Annotated in this window: 19 protein-coding genes; 15 read left to right on the top strand and 4 right to left on the bottom strand. The window is 67.7% G+C overall.

The annotated features are described in order from the left end of the window. Window positions 1–99: 99 nt before the first annotated feature. Window positions 100–387, bottom strand: coding sequence for a hypothetical protein (locus ASE63_RS17740; RefSeq protein WP_056804149.1), 288 nt, complete (start codon window positions 385–387; stop codon window positions 100–102). Window positions 388–553: 166 nt separating this feature from the next. Between ASE63_RS17740 and ASE63_RS17735 the strand changes: the two genes are divergently transcribed. Further along, the gene (locus ASE63_RS17735) at window positions 554–1,819 is read left to right on the top strand and encodes an FAD-dependent oxidoreductase (RefSeq protein ID WP_244491441.1); all 1,266 of its coding nucleotides are present in this window, start codon (window positions 554–556) and stop codon (window positions 1,817–1,819) included. Here the strand turns inward: ASE63_RS17735 and ASE63_RS17730 are convergent. The 3 genes from ASE63_RS17730 to ASE63_RS17720 form a co-directional block, all read right to left on the bottom strand. Next, window positions 1,816–2,412 (bottom strand): sugar O-acetyltransferase, encoded by a 597-nt coding sequence (locus ASE63_RS17730; RefSeq protein ID WP_056804143.1) that lies wholly within the window; start codon window positions 2,410–2,412, stop codon window positions 1,816–1,818. The genes ASE63_RS17735 and ASE63_RS17730 overlap by 4 nt on opposite strands. Window positions 2,413–2,508: 96 nt before the next feature. Then, window positions 2,509–3,168 carry a TetR/AcrR family transcriptional regulator gene (locus ASE63_RS17725; RefSeq protein WP_244491440.1) on the bottom strand — a complete coding sequence of 220 codons (660 nt, stop codon included), beginning with the start codon at window positions 3,166–3,168 and terminating at the stop codon, window positions 2,509–2,511. A gap of 29 nt (window positions 3,169–3,197) precedes the next feature. After that, a complete protein-coding gene (locus ASE63_RS17720) occupies window positions 3,198–4,688 on the bottom strand; it encodes an AMP-binding protein (RefSeq protein WP_056804140.1) in 1,491 nt (496 codons plus the stop codon). Between the two features lie 221 nt (window positions 4,689–4,909). Here ASE63_RS17720 and ASE63_RS17715 point away from each other — a divergent pair, with 221 nt between their 5' ends. The 14 genes from ASE63_RS17715 (at window position 4,910) to ASE63_RS17650 (ending at window position 19,075) form a co-directional block, all read left to right on the top strand. Then, window positions 4,910–6,169 (top strand): ABC transporter substrate-binding protein, encoded by a 1,260-nt coding sequence (locus tag ASE63_RS17715; RefSeq protein ID WP_056804137.1) that lies wholly within the window; start codon window positions 4,910–4,912, stop codon window positions 6,167–6,169. Between the two features lie 98 nt (window positions 6,170–6,267). After that, window positions 6,268–7,170 carry a branched-chain amino acid ABC transporter permease gene (locus ASE63_RS17710; RefSeq protein ID WP_056804134.1) on the top strand — a complete coding sequence of 301 codons (903 nt, stop codon included), beginning with the start codon at window positions 6,268–6,270 and terminating at the stop codon, window positions 7,168–7,170. Between the two features lies 1 nt (window position 7,171). Next, window positions 7,172–8,191 (top strand): branched-chain amino acid ABC transporter permease, encoded by a 1,020-nt coding sequence (locus ASE63_RS17705; protein WP_056804131.1) that lies wholly within the window; start codon window positions 7,172–7,174, stop codon window positions 8,189–8,191. Continuing rightward, window positions 8,188–8,976 (top strand): SDR family oxidoreductase, encoded by a 789-nt coding sequence (locus ASE63_RS17700; RefSeq protein WP_056804128.1) that lies wholly within the window; start codon window positions 8,188–8,190, stop codon window positions 8,974–8,976. The genes ASE63_RS17705 and ASE63_RS17700 overlap by 4 nt, the downstream gene beginning before the upstream one ends. After that, a complete protein-coding gene (locus ASE63_RS17695) occupies window positions 8,969–9,721 on the top strand; it encodes an ABC transporter ATP-binding protein (RefSeq protein WP_056804123.1) in 753 nt (250 codons plus the stop codon). Before ASE63_RS17700 ends, ASE63_RS17695 begins: the two co-directional genes overlap by 8 nt. Then, window positions 9,718–10,434, top strand: coding sequence for an ABC transporter ATP-binding protein (locus ASE63_RS17690; protein ID WP_056804120.1), 717 nt, complete (start codon window positions 9,718–9,720; stop codon window positions 10,432–10,434). Before ASE63_RS17695 ends, ASE63_RS17690 begins: the two co-directional genes overlap by 4 nt. A 19-nt stretch (window positions 10,435–10,453) precedes the next feature. Continuing rightward, complete coding sequence (locus ASE63_RS17685) at window positions 10,454–11,812, top strand: MmgE/PrpD family protein (protein WP_056804117.1); 1,359 nt, start codon at window positions 10,454–10,456, stop codon at window positions 11,810–11,812. A 114-nt stretch (window positions 11,813–11,926) separates the two neighbouring features. Continuing rightward, the gene (locus ASE63_RS17680; protein ID WP_200962586.1) at window positions 11,927–12,943 is read left to right on the top strand and encodes a thiamine pyrophosphate-dependent dehydrogenase E1 component subunit alpha; all 1,017 of its coding nucleotides are present in this window, start codon (window positions 11,927–11,929) and stop codon (window positions 12,941–12,943) included. After that, the gene (locus ASE63_RS17675; protein WP_056804111.1) at window positions 12,943–13,917 is read left to right on the top strand and encodes an alpha-ketoacid dehydrogenase subunit beta; all 975 of its coding nucleotides are present in this window, start codon (window positions 12,943–12,945) and stop codon (window positions 13,915–13,917) included. Before ASE63_RS17680 ends, ASE63_RS17675 begins: the two co-directional genes overlap by 1 nt. 12 nt (window positions 13,918–13,929) lie before the next feature. Further along, window positions 13,930–14,730 (top strand): enoyl-CoA hydratase/isomerase family protein, encoded by an 801-nt coding sequence (locus ASE63_RS17670; protein ID WP_056804107.1) that lies wholly within the window; start codon window positions 13,930–13,932, stop codon window positions 14,728–14,730. A gap of 1 nt (window position 14,731) precedes the next feature. Then, the gene (locus ASE63_RS17665; RefSeq protein ID WP_056804105.1) at window positions 14,732–15,982 is read left to right on the top strand and encodes a dihydrolipoamide acetyltransferase family protein; all 1,251 of its coding nucleotides are present in this window, start codon (window positions 14,732–14,734) and stop codon (window positions 15,980–15,982) included. Next, window positions 15,979–17,151: an acyl-CoA dehydrogenase family protein gene (locus ASE63_RS17660; RefSeq protein WP_056804102.1), complete on the top strand. Its 1,173-nt coding sequence runs from the start codon at window positions 15,979–15,981 to the stop codon at window positions 17,149–17,151. The genes ASE63_RS17665 and ASE63_RS17660 overlap by 4 nt, the downstream gene beginning before the upstream one ends. A 46-nt stretch (window positions 17,152–17,197) precedes the next feature. After that, on the top strand, window positions 17,198–17,863 hold the full coding sequence (locus tag ASE63_RS17655) for an EthD family reductase (protein ID WP_056804100.1): 666 nt from the start codon (window positions 17,198–17,200) through the stop codon (window positions 17,861–17,863). Between the two features lie 129 nt (window positions 17,864–17,992). After that, a complete protein-coding gene (locus ASE63_RS17650) occupies window positions 17,993–19,075 on the top strand; it encodes an ATP-grasp domain-containing protein (protein WP_056804096.1) in 1,083 nt (360 codons plus the stop codon). Window positions 19,076–19,655 lie beyond the last annotated feature (580 nt).

Here is a 19,655-nt window from a genome sequence, read left to right as displayed (position 1 = left end):
GCATGCTTCCACGAAGGCGCTTTCGGAAGCCCCTCTCTTGCGACCTCGCCGCCGGCCGCCGAATGCCGGTCGCCGCAGGCGTTTCCCTGGCGTCGAACATCAGACCTTGGGCGGCAGCGAACCGCGATCGAAAACCGGGATCGACTCCGTGCGGCCTGCGGGCCGGGCTCCGGTCGGAATGTCCTCGGCCGCCTGCCTCACGGCTTCCTCGGATTCCGTCAGTCCGTCGGGCGTGTTGTTCGCGTCGCTGCCCTCGTCATGGATGTTGGTGCGCTCGCTGACACGACGGCCTGTCCGCACGGGGTCCGCCTCCAGCGGGCTCTCGCCGGGGGTCAGCGGCTCACGCTCGTCATCGAGCAACGCCGGGTTCTCGCGGGGCTTCTGCATGGTTTCCTCCTGTCATTGAGGAAGCCCGGAACGCCTGATTTTGTTCCCGTTGGCGGCCCGTGCGACGGCCGGCATCCGGCAACGCCGGCAGGGCGGTTTTCCTGTTGCCCGCCTCGTTCGTTCCGTGCTGCAAGCAACGCCGGCTCGGATGGGAAGGGTTCTGCGCGTGACGACGACTGCGACACGACAGGCCGATGTGATCGTGCTTGGCGCCGGCATCGTCGGGGTCGGCGCCGCCCTGCATCTGCAGGAGCGCGGGCGCAACGTCCTGCTGGTCGACCGCGGCGAGCCTGGGGCCGAGACCAGCCACGGCAACGCCGGCTTGATCGAGCGCGCCTCCGTCGTTCCCTACGCCTTCCCGCGCGAAGTCGGCGCGCTCGCCGCCCTCGCGACCAACCGCTCGATCGCCGTGCGCTATCGGCCGGCAGCGCTGCTGAAGATGGCGCCCTGGCTGGCGCGCTACTGGTGGAACTCGGCGCCGGACCGTCTCGACCGGCTGGGCCGCGCGATCCTGCCGCTGATCGAGCGCTGCATCGACGAGCATCGGCGCTGGACGAAGGCCGCCGGCACCGAGGCGCTGATGCGCGCCGAGGGCTGGATTGAGCTCTACCGCACCCGTCGCGGGCTGGAGCAGGCGGCCCGGGCCGCCTGCGAGCTGGCCAGCTACGGGCTCGCCTACGACGTTCTCGATCGCGACACGCTGCGCGAGCGCGAGCCCGCATTGCTCCCCGGCACCGTCGCGGGCGCGGTGCACTGGCGTGACCCGGTAACCGTCAGCGACCCCGGCGCCGTGACGCGGGCCTATGCCGCGCTGTTCGCCGCGCGCGGCGGCACGCTGGAGAAAGCCGACGCGCTCGCGCTGCACCAGCAAGGCACGGACTGGGTCCTGCCCATCGGCCAGACGATGTGGCGAGCGCCGGAGGTGGTCGCGGCGCTGGGGCCGTGGTCGGGCGACCTCTATGAGCGGCTGGGCTATCGCTTTCCGCTGGCATTCAAGCGGGGCTACCACATGCATTATGCTGCCGCAGACGAGGGCGGGCCGCGTCATCCGCTCTGCGACGCGCAGGCCGGCTTCGTCCTGACCTCGATGCGTCGTGGGATCCGGCTGACGACCGGCATCGAGCTGGCGGGGCGCGACGAGCCTTCGGATTCCTGGCAGCTCGACCGGGCGGAAAGCGTCGCGCGGCGTCTCATGCCGCTGGGCCCGCGCCTCGACGCGGAAGCCTGGCGCGGCGCCCGCCCCTGCTTCCCCGACATGCTGCCGGTCATCGGGCCGGCGCCACGGCATCGCGGCCTCTGGCTCGCCTTCGGCCACGCCCATCACGGCTTCACCCTGGGGCCCGTCACCGGGCGGCTCCTGGCCGAGATGATGCTGGGCGAGCCGACCCTCTGCGACCCCACGGCTTTCGCCGCAACGCGTTTCGGCTCCTAAAACCCCGGTCTGAAGCCGAGGCGATCCGCTTCGGTGATCTCGCGAATGACGCGGCAAGGCACTCCGGCAGCGATGACGCCGGGCGGGACGTCCCGGGTCACCACGCTGCCCGAGCCGACGACGCTGCCATCGCCGATCGTAACGCCCTGGTTGATGTTGACGCCACCGCCGATCCACACACGGTCTCCGATCTTCACCGGCTTGGCGTAGCAGATTCCGGCCGCGCGCTCCTCGGCATCGATCGCGTGGTTCGAGGTGTAGATGCCAACGCGCGGCCCGAACAGCACGTTGTCGCCGATGATGACCTCCGCGCCGTCGAGGATGACGCAGTCGAAATTGGCGTAGAATCGCTCGCCGATGCTGATGTTGAAGCCGAACTCGCAGCGGAAGCGCGGTTCGAAATGGACCCCGCCGCCGACCTTGCGCAAAAGCTCTCGCAGCAGCCCCTCGCGCTCGGCCTGCGGGCGCGCGAAACTGTCGTTGTAGCGGTCGGTGAGATGCACCGCCTTCGCCCGCGCCTCGACGAGTTCCGCGGTCAGGTCGTCATAGGGCGCGCCGGTGAGGATATGGCGGCGCTGCTGCTCGAGGTTCATGCGTGGTCTCGTTCTCATCAGGAGGCAGGGCCGGCGGGGCATGCCGGCCCAATATGTCCGAAACGAGAATTGCCTGGCGAAAACTGGACGCAAGGCTCAGCCAGGCGGCTTCGCCTTCTTGAAGAGGCCGCCGGAGATCAGCTTCTCATAGGCCGAGAAGACATGCTCCGGCACGGCCTGCGGCCCGTCCTCGCCATAGGCATAACGACGGCTGAGATAGCCGCGCGCGCCCATCAGCACATGGACGATGACCTCGAGCTCTTCGTCGCTGTAGTCGCCGACATGCCCCGGCGCCCGCGCGCGCTTGAGCAAGCGGACATAGGCCGTCGAGATGTTGTCCAGATGGTGCTGGTAGCCGGTCGGCGCGAAGACCTCGGCCTCGTTCAGGATCCTGAGGAACTCCGGCGTCTCCTTCACGAAATCGAAGAAGGCGCGAAACCGCGTGAACTCCTTCTCGACCTCCGAGCTGGCATCGTCGATCCGCGTGCGAATGAAGGCGACCATCTGCTGGCCGATGGCCGGCAGTAGCTGATCGAGCAGTTCCTGCCGGTTCTCGAAATGGTTGTAGAAGGTCCCCTGCGCGACACCGGCGGCCTCGGTGATCCGCGCGACGGACGCCTCGGCATAGCCGTAGCGGCCGACCATCTTGGCCGCGGCCTCGAACAGGCGCCGCTTGACGTCGTCGTTCTTCTCGCTGCGGGTCAGTTTGACGGGCCGCTTGCCCGCTTCCGCCCTGGTCTTGCTGATTGCCATCATGCAGGCCCGCTGTTGGATGTCGCGTCGGATTAAGCCCGGAATTCGTCGCGGAGAAGCCTTTTCAGAACCTTCCCCGACGGATTTCGCGGCAGGTTCTCACGTAGCACGATCTCGCGCGGCGCCTTGAAGGCGGCGAGCCTGGCGCGGCAGTGATCCCGCAGCGCCTCGAGCGATAGCTCGGCGCCCGGCTCCAGCACGACGAAGGCCACGGGTTTTTCGCCCCAGCGTTCGTCGGGCGCGCCGATGACCGCGACCTCGCGCACCTGTGGCAGTTCGAAGATGACACGCTCCACCTCCGACGAGGCGATGTTCTCGCCGCCCGAGATGATCATGTCCTTCAGCCGGTCGGTGAGGAAGAGGAAGCCATCGCCGTCGAGATAGCCCATGTCGCCGCTGCGGAACCAATCGCCATGGAAGGCAGCCTCCGTCTTGGCCGGATCGTTCCAGTAGCCGCGGGTGATCTTGGGGCCGCGCAGGCAGATCTCGCCCGCTTCGCCCGCCGGCAGCGCCCGCCCCTCCTCGTCGCGGATCGAGATCTCGACATGCGCCAGCGCACGTCCGACGGAGCCGATCTTCTCGATCTCGCGCCCGGCCTCCATCAGCGTGTCGCCGCTGCAGGTCTCGGTCAGCCCGTAGGCGTCGACATAGCGGGCGCGGGGGAAGCTTTCGCCGAAACTGCGGATCCGCGCCTCCGGCGTGCGCTCGCCGCCGCCGACGACCCAGCGCAGGCTGGTCAGGTCGAGGCCGCTCGTCGGGGCCGCGGCCAGCATGGCGCTGGTCATCACCGGGGCGAGCCACGCGCCGTCCAGCCGCTCGCGAGCGATCGCGGCCAGCGCCGCCTCGGCCGAGAAATCGCGCAGGATGCAGAGCATGCCGCCGACCCAGAGCACCGCCATGCCCGGCAGGTCGAAGGCGCCGACATGGTAGAGCGGACCGGTGACGAGCAGGCGGTTCCCGGCGTTCAGCTCGAGCGCGACGATGTGGTCGCTGCACTTCCAGTAGAAGTTCTCGTAGCTGTGCATCACCCCCTTGGGCCGGTCGGTGGTGCCGGAGGTGTACATCAGCCGGAAGAGATCGCCGGGCTTGCGCGCGACCCGGGGCGCCGGCGCCGCGCCGTTTCCGAGCCGCGTGCTGTCGGCCCGGGCGGCTGCATCGACCAGTACAACGTTTCCGGCGAGCGCAGCACCGGCCGCGAGCTCCTCGTCCGCGATCAGCAGCTTCGTCCCGGAATTGGCGGCGATGTAGCCGACCTCATCCGCCGAGAGCCTGAAATTGATCGGCAGGAAGACGCCGCCGACATGGCCGACCGCAATCGCGATCTCGACGAAGGCGGCGCTGTTCTTCATCAGCACGGCCACGACATCGCCCTCCCCGATGCCACGCTCGCCAAGCCAGCCGGCCGTCAGCGCGACGCGGCGCGAAAGCTCGCCATAGCCGATGCGCGCCTCCCCGAAGACGATCGCGAGGCGTTCGGGGGAGCGGCCGGCGTGGAAGTCGATGAAGCTCGAGAGATTGATCATTCCTGCCCGCCGCCCGTGCCGTTTCCGCCCTGGCGCCAGCGCCTCGCAGGTGCCGGTCGCATCGTTTTCTGGTTTATGACTCGTAATTCATTTTTTGCTTGACGTCATCACCCGTCGTCATGACTATCGCCGCAACAAGACCCCGGCAACGACAGGGGGCAACAAAGCATGGCCCCCGCGCAAAGGCGGCAAACGGCCAGGGTGGAACCAGGGAGAAGGTCATGACAGGCACGTCGTTGAGATCGATGAACCGGCGCGGATTCCTCGTCGCCGGAGCAGCCGCAGCAGGCACCGTTTCGATGCCCTGGGTGGCCGGCGCGCAGGCCAAGGTCATCAAGGTCGGCTTACCCACGATCTTGTCCGGGCGCGTTGCCCAGCTCGGCACCTCCTCGCGCAATGCGGCGCTGCTGGAAGTCGAAAAGGTCAATGCCGCCGGCGGCCTCGCCGGCCGCACGATCGAGCTCGTCATCCGCGACACCAAGGGCCAGCCGCAGGAGGCTGCCCGCGTCGCCCGCGAACTGGTCAACTCCGATGGCTGCGAGTTGCTGATCGATGCCGAGGCTTCGACCGGCGCCTTTGCCGTGCATGAGGTGGCGCGCGATCTCGGCATCCTCTGCGTCCACACCAATTCCGAGACCTCCTCGCTCAGCGCCGATCCGAAACTCAAGCTCGCGAACGCCTTCCGCTGCGCCCGCCAGGGCATCCACGACTCGGTCGTCGGCGGCACCTACGCGGCCGAGATCGCCAATGCGAAGAACCTGACGCGCTGGGCCACCTGCTCGCCGGACTATGCCTACGGGCGCGATACCACGGCCGAGTTCGTGATGTATCTGAAGCAGTTCGCGCCGAAGGTCGAAGTGATCAGCGAGGCCTGGCCGAAAATCTTCCAGCCCGACTATACCGAGTCGATCACCAAGATCCTGCAGGCCAAGCCGCAGGCGCTCTATTCCTGCCTCTGGGGCGGAGACCTGACCTCCTTCATCGACCAGGCCGCGATCTACGCACTGTTCACGCAGATGCAGTTCTACGCCGTCAACATGGCCGACTACACCGCCCTGACCGCGGTGAAGAACCTGCCGGCCGGCATCCAGTCCGGCAACCGCTACATCAAGACCTTCCCGGCAACGCCCGAGAACGCCGCCTGGGGCGACGCCTACAAAGCCAAGTATGGCGAGTATCCGACCAACTGGTCCTGGCAGAACGCGCTTGCCGTCAACTTCCTGGCCGAGGCCGCGAAGAAGGCCGGCTCCGCCGACGGCAAGAAGATCGCCGAGGCACTGCGCGGCCTGAGCATCAAGTCGCCCTTCGGCGCCGACGGCACGGTGACGATGCGCGCCGAGGACCAGACGATCGTCGGTTACGCCGTCGGCTGGGGCACCACGATCCCGAAGGAGCCCTATGTGCCGGAGATGAAGAGCGTGCCCTGGCAGCGCATCTTCGAGCTCGAGGCCGAGTGGAAGAAGTCGAAGGGCTTCGCCTGAAGCCAGGCTCCGGCGGTGAAGGTCATCGCCCCCCTCTCCATAATCAGACAGGCCGCGTTCGCGCGCGGCCTGAACGCCCCTCTGTCGATGAGCGCGTGATGGATCTCAACGCCCTGACCGAATGCCTGGTCTCGACCTCCTGCATAGTGACGCAGGTGACCAGCGGCTTCATCATCGGAATGCTGCTGTTCCTGGTCGCGATCGGGCTCACGCTCATCTTCGGCGTGATGAAGATCGTCAATTTCACGCATGGCGCCTTCTACATGATCGGCGCCTATCTCGCGATGACGGTGTTCCAGCTCACCGAGAGCTACACGCTGGCCCTGCTCGGCGCTGCTGTCGGCGCCTGCCTGTTCGGCATCGTCGTGGAGCGCTTCTTCATGCAGCGCATCTATGGCGGCAACGTCCTGATGCAGCTCCTGGTCTGCTACGCGCTCGTCCTGATCCTCGACGACCTCGTGCGCATCATCTGGGGGCCCGAATTCAAGTCGATGGGCATGCCGGACGCCTTCCGCGTGCCGCCGCTCTTCATCATGGGCGGGGTGGTGCCGCCGTTCTATCTCTTCCTGATCGCCGCGGCACTCTCGATCGCGGTCATCGTCGGCCTCGCTATCGCCCGCACGCGCTTCGGCAAGACGATCCGCGCCGCCGCGCATAATCCGTCGATGGTCTCAGTGCTCGGCATCAATACCGGCCTGCTCTTCACCGGCGTCTTCGCACTGGGTTGCCTGCTGGCCGGGCTCGCCGGCGGGCTTGCCGCGCCGGTGCGCTCGCTGACGCCCGGCATGGGCTTCTCGATCCTGATCGAGAGCTTCATCGTCACCGTCATCGGCGGCATGGGCTCGATCCTCGGCGCGCTGGTGGGCGCCCTGCTGATCGGCCTGATCCGTACCTTCGGCGCGCTCGGCTTCCCGCTCTTCACCGAGGCGCTGATGTATCTCGCCATGGCGGTCGTGCTGATCGTCAAGCCGTCGGGCCTGTTCGGACGCGAGGCTGCCTGACATGAAGAGCCCTGCCCTTCGCGACGCCCTCTTCGGCCTCGTCGCCTTCCTCGTCCTCGCCGCCTTGCCGCTCCTCACCACCAGCAGCGCGCTGATCGACTTCGTCATCCGCTGCGCCGCGCTCGGCCTGTTCGCGACCTCGCTGAACCTGCTCGTCGGCTATGGCGGCATGGTCTCGTTCGGCCACGGCCTGTTCTTCGGCATGGGCGCCTACAGCTTCGGCATCATCATGCAGCGGACGGGCATGCCGATCCCGCTCGCGATCCTGCTGACGATGGCGGTCGCGGCCATGGTCGCGCTGGCCGTGGGCGCCATCTGCGTGCGGCTGAAGGAGATCTATTTCGCCTTCGTCACCCTCGCCTTCCAGATGCTCGTGCACAGCATGATCATCGCCTGGGTGCCGGTCACCGGCGGCGACCAGGGGCTGCGCGGCGGCATCCCGCGGCCCTCCTTCCTCGGCATCAATCTCGCCGACCAAAAGCAGCTCTATCTCTTCAGCGCCGCCCTGCTGGTACTCGGCCTGCTGGCGATGCGCCACATCGTCTCCTCGCCCTTCGGCTACACGCTGCGGATGGTGCGAGACAACCCGACGCGCGCCGGCTTCCTCGGCGTCGACGTCTACCGCACGCGCCTCACCGCCTTCGTGCTCGCCGGCGTGTTCGCCAGCCTCGGCGGCGTCGTGATGAGCCTGTTCGTCTCGGGCGCCTATCCCGAATTCGCCTTCTGGACGATGTCGGGCGAGGCCGTCTTCATCGTCATGCTCGGCGGCACGGTCGCCTTCCTCGGCCCGATGGTCGGCACGGTGCTGCTGCTCCTGCTGAACGACTTTGTGACCCGCGTCGCGGAGCATCACGGGCTCGTGCTGGGCGCGGTGATCCTGCTCTTCGCGCTCGGCCTGCGAAAAGGCCTGCTCGACTTCGTCATGGACTGGCGCGAGGCGCGCCGGACCCGGGCTCAGGCGGGCTCGGCCGGCAAGGACAAGATGGCGGCCGCGGACAAGATGGAAAGGGTTGCGACATGAGCGAGGCGATGATCGCCGTCGTCACCGGCGGAGCGAGCGGCATCGGTGCGGCCTGCTGCCGCGAGCTTGCGAAGCGCGGACACAAGGTCGTCGTGCTCGACCGCGACATGGCCCGCGCGGAGGGCGTCGCCGTGGAAATCGGCGGCCACGCGCTCTTCGGCGATGTCGGCGACGAAGCCGGCCTCAGGGCCGTGGCCGCCCGCATAGAGGCCGAAATCGGCCCGGTCGGGATCGTCGTCAACAGTGCCGGCGTGCTCCAGCCGCCGCTCCGGCCGACCGAGCTACCGATGACGCTCTGGGACCATGTCGTCCATATCGACCAGCGTGGAACCTATCTTGGCTGCGTGGTCTTCGCCGAGGCGATGCTCGCAAGGCGCAGCGGCAGCATCGTCAACATCGCCTCGATCGCCGGCTCCCGCTCGATGGCCCTGCACGCCTATGCCCCCGCCAAGGCTGCGGTGATCTCGATCACGCGCTGCCTCGCGGCCGAGTGGGGCCCGGCCGGCATCCGCGTCAACTCGGTCTCGCCCGGCTTCACCCGCACGCCCGCGCTGCAGGAGGCCATCGACAAGGGCGAGCGCGACGTCACCAACCTCGTCGGCAGCGTGCCCATGGGCCGCCTCGTCGAGCCCGACGAGATCGCCCGCGTCGTCGCCTTCGTCGCCTCGCCCGAGGCTTCCGCACTTTCAGGCATCGACCTGCCGGTCGACTGCGGCTGGATGGCCGGCACCTCCTGGCACACCTATGGCGGCTTCCGCGATCCCGGGAACGGCCCCCATGCTTGAGATCACGAACCTCGTGAAATCCTTCGGCGGCGTGCGCGCCACGGATGATGTCACCCTGACCTTCGCGACCGGCTCGCTCACCGCGATCATCGGCCCGAACGGCGCCGGCAAGAGCACCTTCTTCAACCTGCTCTCGGGCGCCTTCGGCCCTGACAGCGGCGACATCCGGCTCGACGGCCAGTCGATCGTCGGCCTGAGCATCGGCGAGATCGTGCGACGCGGCATCGGCCGGGCGTTCCAGGTCGCGAGCATCTTCCCGTCGCTGACCGTCGAGGAGACCATGCTGGCAGCGGTCAGCGCCCATCACCGCCAGTCGGCCAGGCTGGGAGCCCGCTTCCCGCTGCCCTCGACGCGCGACCACGCCGCGCACTGCATCGAGATGGTCGGCCTGACCGGCAAGCGCGACACGCTTTCGGCGAACCTCTCACATGGCGACCAGAAGCTGCTCGACATCGCGCTCGCCCTCGTCCTCGAGCCCAAGGTGCTGCTGCTCGACGAGCCGACGGCGGGCATGGGCCCCGAGGAGCGCTGGCGCGTCATCGAGAAGGTGCGCGAGCTCTGGGAGCGCCAGAAGATCACCGTCGTCTTCATCGAGCACGATATGGATATCGTCTTCCGCATAGCGCCCTCGATCAGGGTGCTGAGCTATGGCCGCGTCCTGGCCGAGGGCACGCCCCAGGAAATCCGCACCAACCCCGCCGTCATCGAGGCCTATCTCGGCACCGAACACGAGGCTGCGGCATGAGTACGCGCAACGTCATCGAAGTCTCCGGCATCGACGTGTTCTACGGCGCGAGCCAGATCCTGTTCGGCGTCGATTTCACAATCCGGGAAGGCCAGACCATGGCCCTGCTCGGCCGCAACGGCGCCGGCAAGAGCACCACGATGAAGGCGATCGCCGGCCTCGCTCCGCCCAAGCGCGGCACGGTCCGGCTGTTCGGTCAGGACCGCACGCGGCAGAAGCCCTATGAGATGGCGCGCGCCGGCCTCGGCTTCGTGCCCGAGGACCGGCAGGTCTTCCCCGAGCACAGCGTCGAGGACAACCTCTTGATCGCGCGCAAGCCCGGCCCCGACGGGCGCGACGAATGGAGCCTGGAGCGGATCTACGAGATCTTCCCGCTGCTGACGCCGCTGCGCCAGCGCATGGCGGGCCGCCTCTCCGGCGGCGAGCAGCAGATGCTGGCGATCGCTCGCATGCTGATGGGCAACCCCTCGGTGCTCCTGCTCGACGAGCCGAGCGAGGGCCTCGCCCCGATCATCGTCCAGCGCATCGGCGCCCTGGTCCGCACCCTGCGCGAGACCGGCGTCACCATCCTGATCGCCGAGCAGAACATGCATTTCTGCCTCGGCCTCGCCAGCGACGCGACCGTGATCGACAAGGGCCAGATCGTCTTCCGCGGCACCATCGCGGAGCTCAAGGCCAGCGACGATGTCCGTCAGCGCTATCTCGCGCTCTGACCCGCACGGGAGACCGGCCATGCCGACACTGACCCAGGATATTGCGCGCTTCATCGCCGGGCTCGATGCGGAAACGCTTCCGGCCGAGGTCACCGACAAGGCGCGCTCCTGCCTCGTCAACGCGTTGGGCATGGGCGTCAACGGATTCGACATGCCCTACGCCGCAATCGCCCGCAAGGCCGCCATTGCGCTCGACGGCGACGTGCAGAACGGCGCGACCCTGTTCGGCGACGGCCGGCGCAGCACGGTCGGTGCCGCCTGCCTCGCCAACAGCGCGCTCTTCCACGGCCGCGCCCAGGAGGACACCTGCGGCGCCGCCCATTTCGGCACCATCCTGATCCCGATGCTGCTCGCAATGACGGAGGCGCGCGGCTACCCGCTGTCGCGGCTCCTCCCTGCCCTCGTCGCCGGCTACGAGACCGGCGGGTTGTTCGAGACCGCCTTCGCCGGCAGCACCACGCCGGCCGGCTTTCGCTCCTCTGCTACTTATGGCTGCATCGCGGCAGCGGCCGCCGCCGGCAAGCTGATGGAACTGGACGAGGACCGGCTCGCCGCCGCTCTCGCCAACGCCGTCTCCTTCACCGGTGGCGTGCTGCAATCCTTCGCCGACGCTACCGACGAATGGCGCTATCAAGTCGGTGTCGTCGCCCGCAGCGGGTTGATCGCGGCCGAGCTGGCCGCCGCGGGCTCCATCTCGGCTCCGCACGCCTTCGAAGGGCGGGCCGGTTTCGTGCGCTGCTTCGCCGGCGCCGAGATCCCGGACGATCTCGCCTCCCGGCTCGGCCGCGACTGGTCGATCCTGCGCGTGACCTTCAAGCCCTACCCCGTCTGCGCCTTCAACCAGACGCCCGTCACCGGCGCGCTGGCGCTGCGCGAGACGCTCGCCGGCCGGAAGGTCAAGGCCGTCCGGGTGCGGATGAACCCCTATGAGACCGGCTATGCCGGCATGGACGCGGCCGGACCGTTCAGCTCGATTTCCGGCACGCTGATGAGCATCCCCTTCTGTATCGCGACCACGCTCGTCCGGGGCGTTCCGAGCATGCGGCACATGACGACCTATGACGACGACGCCGTGAACGGGCTGGTCGCGCGGACGACGCTGGTCACCGATCCTGCTGTCCCGATCCTCAGCGCCGTGATCGAGGCTGACACCGCCGACGGCAAAACGCTCGTCCATGAGCAGCGCATGACGCCTGCCGACTACGCCTTCGACCGCGCGACGCTGCGCGAACTCCTGACCCGGACCGGCGCCGAGCAGGGTCTTCCAGCCGAGCTCTTCGAACGGATCGAGCGCGCCGCCGATGCGCTGCCCGGCGGCCGGATCGAGGATTTCATCGCGCTGTTTTCCGCCATCGAACCGAAGCGCGCCGCCGCGTGACCGCCGCTCCGGATCAGGCGCGAAAGAGCAGGGTCGCATTTTCTTTGAAATAAAATGAATCATGACTCATAAATCATATTATGTTAATGCTGTTGCATCGGAATCGAGAGCGCCATGAGCCAGCCAGGAGCGATGCGGAGCGAAGCCGGAGCGGGCCATAACGCAGCAGCGGAACTGCTCGCGCTCTACCGCTCGCTCGTGCTGATCCGGCGCAGCGAGGAGCGGCTGAGCCGGATGTTCGCCGATGGCGAGGTGCCCGGCTTCATCCATCTCAGCATCGGGCAGGAAGCCGTCTCGGCCGGCGTCATGTCGGCGCTGACGCCGCAGGACACCATCGCCTCGACCCATCGCGGCCATGGCCATGCCATCGCCAAGGGCATCTCGCTCGATGGCTTCTTCGCCGAATTGCTGGCCCGCGATACCGGGCTCTGCCGTGGCCGGGGCGGCTCGATGCATGTCGCGGACATGTCGGTCGGGATGCTCGGCGCCAACGGCATCGTTGGAGCCGGTGTATCGATCGCGCTCGGCAGCGCGCTCGCGCACAAGACGCAGAAGAACGGCGCGATCGCGGTCGCCTTCTTCGGCGACGGCGCGCTCGCCGAAGGGCTGATGCATGAATGCCTGAACATGGCGGCGCTGTGGAAGCTGCCGCTGCTCTTCGTCTGCGAGAACAATGGCTGGGGCGAGTTCCTGCCGACCTCGAAGCAGCTCGCCTTCACGCTGAAGGACCTCGCCGCCGCCTATCGCATCCCGCATGTCGTGATCGACGGCAACGACGTCGCCGTCGTCGCGGAACATGCCGCAAGCCTCGTCGCCGAGGTGCGCCGCGACGGCCCGCGCGTGCTCGAATGCATGACGACGCGTGTCCGCGGCCATTTCGAGGGCGACGCGCAAAAGTACCGCGACCCGGACGAACTTGCCGGCCTGAGCGCGCGCGACCCGCTCGACGTCACCGCCGGTCAGCTCAAGGCGCTGGGCATCGGCGAGAGCGCTCTTGCCGACATCGCCGACGAGATCGCCGCCCGGATCGAGGCGGCGGTTGAAGCGGCGCGCGCCGCGCCGATGCCGAGCTTCGAGGCGGCACAAGCGGACGTCTACACGGTCTCCAACGCCGCGCGGGAGAACGCCTGATGGCCGAGATGCGTTATCTGCGCGCGATCAACCAGGCGCTGGCCGATGCAATGGCGGCCGATCCGAGCGTGATCCTGCTCGGCGAGGATGTCGGCGAGGCCGGCGGCTCCTTCGGCGCCAGCCGCGGCCTGCGCGATCGCTTCGGTGCGGAGCGGGTGATCGACACGCCGATCTCGGAGGCGGCGCTTGCCGGCGCTGCTGTCGGCGCAGCGCTGAGCGGGCTTCGGCCCGTCGCCGAGATCATGTTCATGGACTTCACCACGCTCGTGATGGACGCGCTGGTGAACCAGGCGGCCAAGGCGCGCTTCATGTTCGGCGGCCAGCGCTCGGTGCCGATGGTACTGCGCACGCCCCATGGCGGCGGCCTCGGCGCGGGCCCGCAACATTCGCAATGCCTAGAGGCCTGGTTCGCCCATGTACCGGGGCTGAAGGTGGTCTGCCCCTCCGACCCCACCAGCGCCTATGGGCTGCTGCGCGCCGCTATCGCCGATCCGGACCCGGTCGTCTTCATCGAGCACAAGGCGCTCTATGCGATGAAGGGCGAGGTGCCGGACGATGCACCCCTTCTCCCGCTCGGCCGGGCCGCCATCCTGCGCGAGGGCCGCGACGCCACGATCGTCGCTTATGGCGCCGCGGTCCATACCGCGCTCGCTGCCGCAGGGCAGCTCGCCGAAGAGGGCATCGAGGCAGAGGTCGTCGACCTGCGCAGCATCCAACCCTGGGACGAGGAGACCGTGCTGGCCTCGCTTTCTCGGACCCATCGGCTCGTCGTCGTGCATGAGGCGGTCGAGGCCTTCGGCGTCGGTGCCGAAATCGTCGCTCGCATGGCCGATATCGGCTTCGACGAGCTCGACGGGCCGATCCTGCGCGTCGCAGCGCCGTTCATGCCGGTGCCGTTCTCCAAGGGGCTGGAGACGGCTTACCTGCCCTCCCCGGAGCGCGTCGCTGCTGCCGTGCGCCGCACGCTCGCCTGAAGGAACCCCGCCATGTCTGGAAAGCCCGAGATCTCGGACAGCATCCTCTATGAACGCCGCGACGCCGTCGCGCTGATCACGATCAACCGCCCCGCGACGCTCAACGCCCTCGACATGGCGACGCTGGCCGCACTCGACGAGGCCGTGGCGCGCGCCGCCACCGACGCGGCGGTACGGGTGATCGTCTTCACGGGTGCAGGCGATCGCGCCTTCGTCGCGGGCGGCGACATCGCCGATCTCGACAGCCGCCAAGGCCTGCCGCACTACCTCGAGCTGGGCGAGCGGCTGCATAGCGTCTTCCGGCGGATCGAGACGCTGGACAAGCCGACAATCGCCGCCGTCAACGGCTGGGCGCTGGGCGGCGGAACGGAGCTCCTGCTCTGCATCGACATCCGCATCGCCACGGCTTCAGCCAAGCTCGGCCTGCCCGAGATCAATCTCGGGCTCTTCCCGGGTGCCGGCGGCTCGCAGCGCTTGATCCGGCAGATCCCCCTCTGCAAGGCCAAGGAGCTGATGTTCACCGGCGCGCGCATCGACGCGATCGAGGCCGAAAAGCTGGGCCTTATCAACCGAGTCGTGCCGGATACTGAAGTTCTGTCTCAGGCCCTCGCACTGGCCGAGACCATCGCCGCGAAGTCGCCGCTCGTGCTGAAGTTGCTGAAGCGGACGATGTCGGACGGGCTCGACATGCCGCTGCCCTCCTCGCTGCGCCACGAGCAGGCGATGATCGGCCTCGTGCTCGATACGCAGGATGCGCATGAGGGCTGCCAGGCCTTCCTCCAGAAGCGCCCCGCGCAGTTCAAGGGCGCCTGAGATGAGCGCTCCCGCCGCGATCGTCATGCCCAAGCTCGGTCTGACCATGACCGAGGGCCTGCTAGCCGAGTGGCGGGTCGGACCGGGCGACACGGTCGCGATGGGTGACGTGCTCTTCGTCATCGAGACCGAGAAGATCGCGACCGAGATCGAGGCCCAGCATCCCGGCCGCATAGGCGTCATTCTGGTACCGGAAGGCGAAACCGTTCCGGTCGGCGCCACGCTCGCGACCTGGGCGGATGGAGAGGCGGCCACTCCGGCAACGGACGCAGTTCCGACGCCCGCCCTGGCTACCGAGGCCCAGCCGAAACCAGCGCCCGCAGCGACCCAATCGAATGAGGCCGAGCCCGCGCGCGCTGCTGCCGGCGCGCGCATCGTCGCAACCCCGCTCGCTCGTCGCGTCGCGCGGCAGAACGGCGTCGCGCTCGACCGCGTCGCCGGCTCGGGTCCGCATGGCCGCATTAAGCTGAAGGATGTCGAGGCCGCGCTCGCCGCGCCCGCGGCAAGCTCCACGACCGCGCTCTCGCGACCCCGCAGCGCCGGGAGCCAGCGCCGCCCCGCAACAGGTATCGAGCAGGTCGTCGCGCGGCGGCTCACGCAGGCCAAACAGACGATCCCGCATTTCTACGTGCTGGCGGAGGCCGACGTCACCGCGCTGCTGGCGGCGCGCGAGGAGCTGAACGCGGCCGGCACCCCACAGCGCCTCAGCATCACCCATTTCATCATGGCGGCGGTGGGCCGCGCGCTGCTGGCTCAGCCCGAGATCAACGCGGTCTGGGACGAGGGCGACATCGTGACGCTCGCGGGCAGCGATGTCGGAATGGCGGTGGACAGCCCCCGCGGGCTGATGGTCCCCGTCCTGCGCGATGCCGGCGCGCATCATCTCGATGCGGTCGCGCGGGCTTGTGCCGACATCGTCGGCAAGGCGCGCGACGGCCGGCTGACGGCGGCCGATTGCGAGGGCGGCGCGATCAGCGTCTCGAATGTCGGCATGTACGGCGCGTCGCACCTCGTCTCGATCATCAATCCGGGACAGTCGGCGATCCTCGGCGTGGCGGCGGTGAAGCCCGTCTTCAGGCCCGATGCGCAGGGCCAACCGGCGCTCCGGCAGGAGCTCGGCCTCGTCCTGTCCTGCGATCACCGCGTCATCGACGGCGTGCGCGCCGCCCAGTTCCTCGACTGCGTCGTGAAGACGCTCGAACACCCGTTGCCGCTGCTGCGCCAGCCGGCGCCCCAAGGGAGCCAGACATGAATTTCGACCGCAGCGACGAGCAGATCATGCTCATCGAGACCGCGCGACGGGTCGGGGAGAAGTTCGGCCTCGACTACTGGCGAGAGATCGATGCCGAGAAGGCCTTCCCCACCGCAATCTGGCAGGAGATCTGCGACGCCGGCCTCTGCGGCATCGCGATCCCGGAGGAGTATGGCGGCGCCGGCCTCGGCATGGTCGAGGTCGCGCTGGCGATCGAGGCGCTCTGCGCGGCCGGCGGCGGCTCGACGCTTAGCCAGATGTTCATGTGCAACCCCGTCTTCGGCGGGGTCACGATCTGCAATTTCGGCACACCGGCGATGAAGCGCGAATTGCTGCCGGCCCTCGTCGCCGGCAAGGCGATGTTCGCGATGGCGCTGACGGAGCCGGACGCGGGCACCAACTCGCTGGCGATCAGGACCTTCGCGAAGGCCGATGGCGATGGCTGGCGGATCAGCGGCCAGAAGATCTGGATCACGGCCGTGCCCCAGGCCACCAAGATCCTCATCGTCGCTCGCACCAGGAAGCTCGAGGAGGTCGGCCGCAAGACCGACGGCATCAGCCTCTTCCTGATCGATGTCGAGCGCGAGGGGCTAAGCCATCAGGCCATCGACAAGGTCGGCACCAACACCCTGCCCTCCAGCTCGGTCTTCCTGGAGAATGTCCGGGTCGAGCCGCATGAGCTCGTCGGTACGCTCGACGGCGGCTTCCGCCAGTTGCTCGACGTGCTGAACACCGAGCGCATCGTCACCACCGCCGGTCTGGTCGCGACGGCCGAGCTGGCGATCCGCCTCGCCGTCGACTACGCCCGCGAGCGCAAGGTCTTCAACAACGCCCCGATCGGCTCCTATCAGGGCATCCAGTTCCCGCTGGCGGAAGCGCAGATCCAGCTCGAATGCGCGCGGCTGATGAACCACAAGGCCGCGACCTTCTACGACCAGGGCAAGCCCTACGGCACCGAGGCCAACATGGCGAAATACATGGCCGGCCACGCCGCCGGCCATGCAACCGACCGCGCCATCCAGACGCTGGGCGGCATGGGCTACGCCAAGGAATACCATGTCGAGCGGCTGTGGCGGGACGCCCGCCTGTTCAGGGTCGCCCCCGTCTCCGAGGAGATGATCCTGAACTACGTCGCGCAGCACGATCTCGGCCTGCCACGTTCCTATTGATGCCGGCCGCCACGATCGAAGCCGGGGCCGAACGGGAAGCAGAGCCATGCGCAAGATCGTGACGCTCGTGAAGCGCAGCCCCGGCCTCACGGTGCAGGATTTCCAGAGGCGCTGGGCGCAGGACCATGGCCCGCTCGCGGCGGCCGCGCCCGGCCTGCGCCGCTATGTGCAGTCGCATGCGCTGGAAAAGGGCTATGCCAAGGGCGAGCTGCTGTTCGACGGCATCAGCGAGAGCTGGTTCGACGATGACGCCGCTTATGCCGCCTATGGCACCAGCGAGACCGCCCTCCGGATCGAGGCCGACCTGCTCACTCTGGTCGATCCGGCGCGGCTGGTGCGAATGGCCGTCGATGTCTATGTCGTCAAGGACGGCCCGGTGCCTGAGCCGGCGGTCAAGAATATCGAATTCGTCAACCGCCGGCCGGGCATGCCGCTGATACCCTTCCGCGCGTATTGGCGCGGCGTCCACGGCCCCCTCGCCGCCACGATCCCCGTACTGCGGCGCTATGAGCAGAACCACCTCGCCCTGTCGCAATACGAAGCCGGCGAGCCGCCCTATGACGGGCTGGCGATCACCTGGTTCAATTCCACCGCCGAGATGAAGGCCGGCACGCTGACGCCCGAATATATCGCGACACGCGCCGACGAGCCCAACTTCCTGCCCGACGGCCACCTGCCGATCATCATCGCGCGCGAGATTTTCTTCGGCTGAAACCGCGGCGCCGGGCGTTCCCAAGGAGGTAATCCCGATGCCCTGTCGACTTCCCGCGCCGCGTTGGCGTTTGATCGAAGCGGGTCGTCATGACTGCGTGCGAAATGCGCAGCAAGGACGGGGGGCGGGATGTCGAAGGCCTTGATACTCGCCAACGGATTCCGGCTGCAATATCGCGCGTTGCGCTGCGCTGCTCCCCTGTTCGACGCCGTACACGTCTACGGCACGGCCGATGCCAAGTCGCTCTCGCAATCGGCTTTCTGCCGCCGCTTCCATGCCCGACGATCCACCGACGAACCCTTCGCAACCCCGGCCGATGTCGAGGCCATCGGCCGCATCCTCTCCGAAGAAGGGATCGACTACATCTTGCCGAGCGATGCCGACACCACGCGTTTCCTGGCCGAGCATCGCGGCAGCCTCCCCGCGACCTGCTATCCCGTCCCCACGCCTGAAGCCTTCGACAGCCTGAACGACAAATCGCGCTTCGCCCGCTTCTGCGCCCGTCTCGACCTGCCGCACCCGACGACCATGCTCTGCCAGGACATCGGAGAAATCAGGGCCGCGTTGAAGGCGGCAGGGCCCGGCCGCGACTTCGTGGTCAAGCCGATCGGGCTCTGGGGCAGCCTCGGCGTCGCCAGGATTTCCCACGCCACCGCCGAACCGCTGCTGAAATCCCTGGGCTACGCCCCGATCCTGCTGCAGGACTACATCCCCGGCACGGAGTTTACCACCATCGCGCTGGCCCGGGGCGGCGATCTCGAAAAGGTGGTGCATTGTCGCCGCGAGGAGCAGGATATCGGCTTCTTCGACCAGGCGGAGGCGACGTCGCTGGCGGCGAAGATCGCGGCCAGCCTCGGCTATGACGGCGTCATGGTCTTCGACATCCGCGTCGACCCGGCGGGCCGCCTCCACTTGATCGAATGCAATCCGTGCTTCTGGTACCGGATGGAAATGGCCATGCTTGCCGGTGCCAACTTCGTCGAGTTCGGCTTCTGGCCCGAGCGATCCAGGTCGCGGGGACTCTTCCCTGTTCATCCGGGGCGTCTCTCCGGCGCGGCGGCGGTCCTGCAGCGCGCCCTGCAGCCCTGGAAGCTGACGGCCAGCGACCGGGCCAGCATGCGCTTCATCCTGTCCGACCCCGTGCCGGCGGCCATCACGCTTGCCGGCCGGCTGGGGCGCATGCGCCAGGCAGCGAACGGCCGCCAGCTCTGATCGTCGCGCCTTGCGCTGCGTCCTTTGCCGGGCCCCTGCGGGCCGGCGGATACAGGCTCACGACGAGGCGCGCAGGGATCCGGATCGGGACCGCTCTGAGCGCAAAACTGGGCATCGGACCGAAGCGATGCGGGGCACCCGCCGAAGGTTACCGAGCGGCCGCCGGACAACCGCGGGAACGAAAGAGCGAGATTTCGCGAAAGGCCGGCATAGCCAGGAACCCGCCAGCGACCGCCCGGCATCGACGCGATCTCATTTCCAGCGACCGGCGCCTCCTCAAGACACAAGAATGTGACCCAAGCGATTATTGCCCTCCGCAGGTCCTGATATTTAGACATTTGAAATAATTGACAAGAACTCGACGAATCATACCTCGCGAGAAAGGGGACGAAAGCGAAAAAAAAGGCAAAAGTAGTACACAATCCGCGAGCAATAATCCGATCGACGCAAAAAACATCATCGAATAACGCAATCAAGGCGAACATCGTACCAAATATAACTATAAAAAACTCCAACTAAACTGTATCCGAAGGGCGCAACTCTGAAACAACCGGCCGGATTATGTGCAAAATTTGCTAGG

Origin of the sequence: Allobosea sp. Root381, assembly GCF_001429395.1 — a bacterium.
Taxonomy (GTDB): domain Bacteria; phylum Pseudomonadota; class Alphaproteobacteria; order Rhizobiales; family Beijerinckiaceae; genus Allobosea.
The sequence above is the reverse complement of the archived record's forward strand: the minus strand, read 5'-3'. Positions and strand labels throughout refer to the sequence as shown.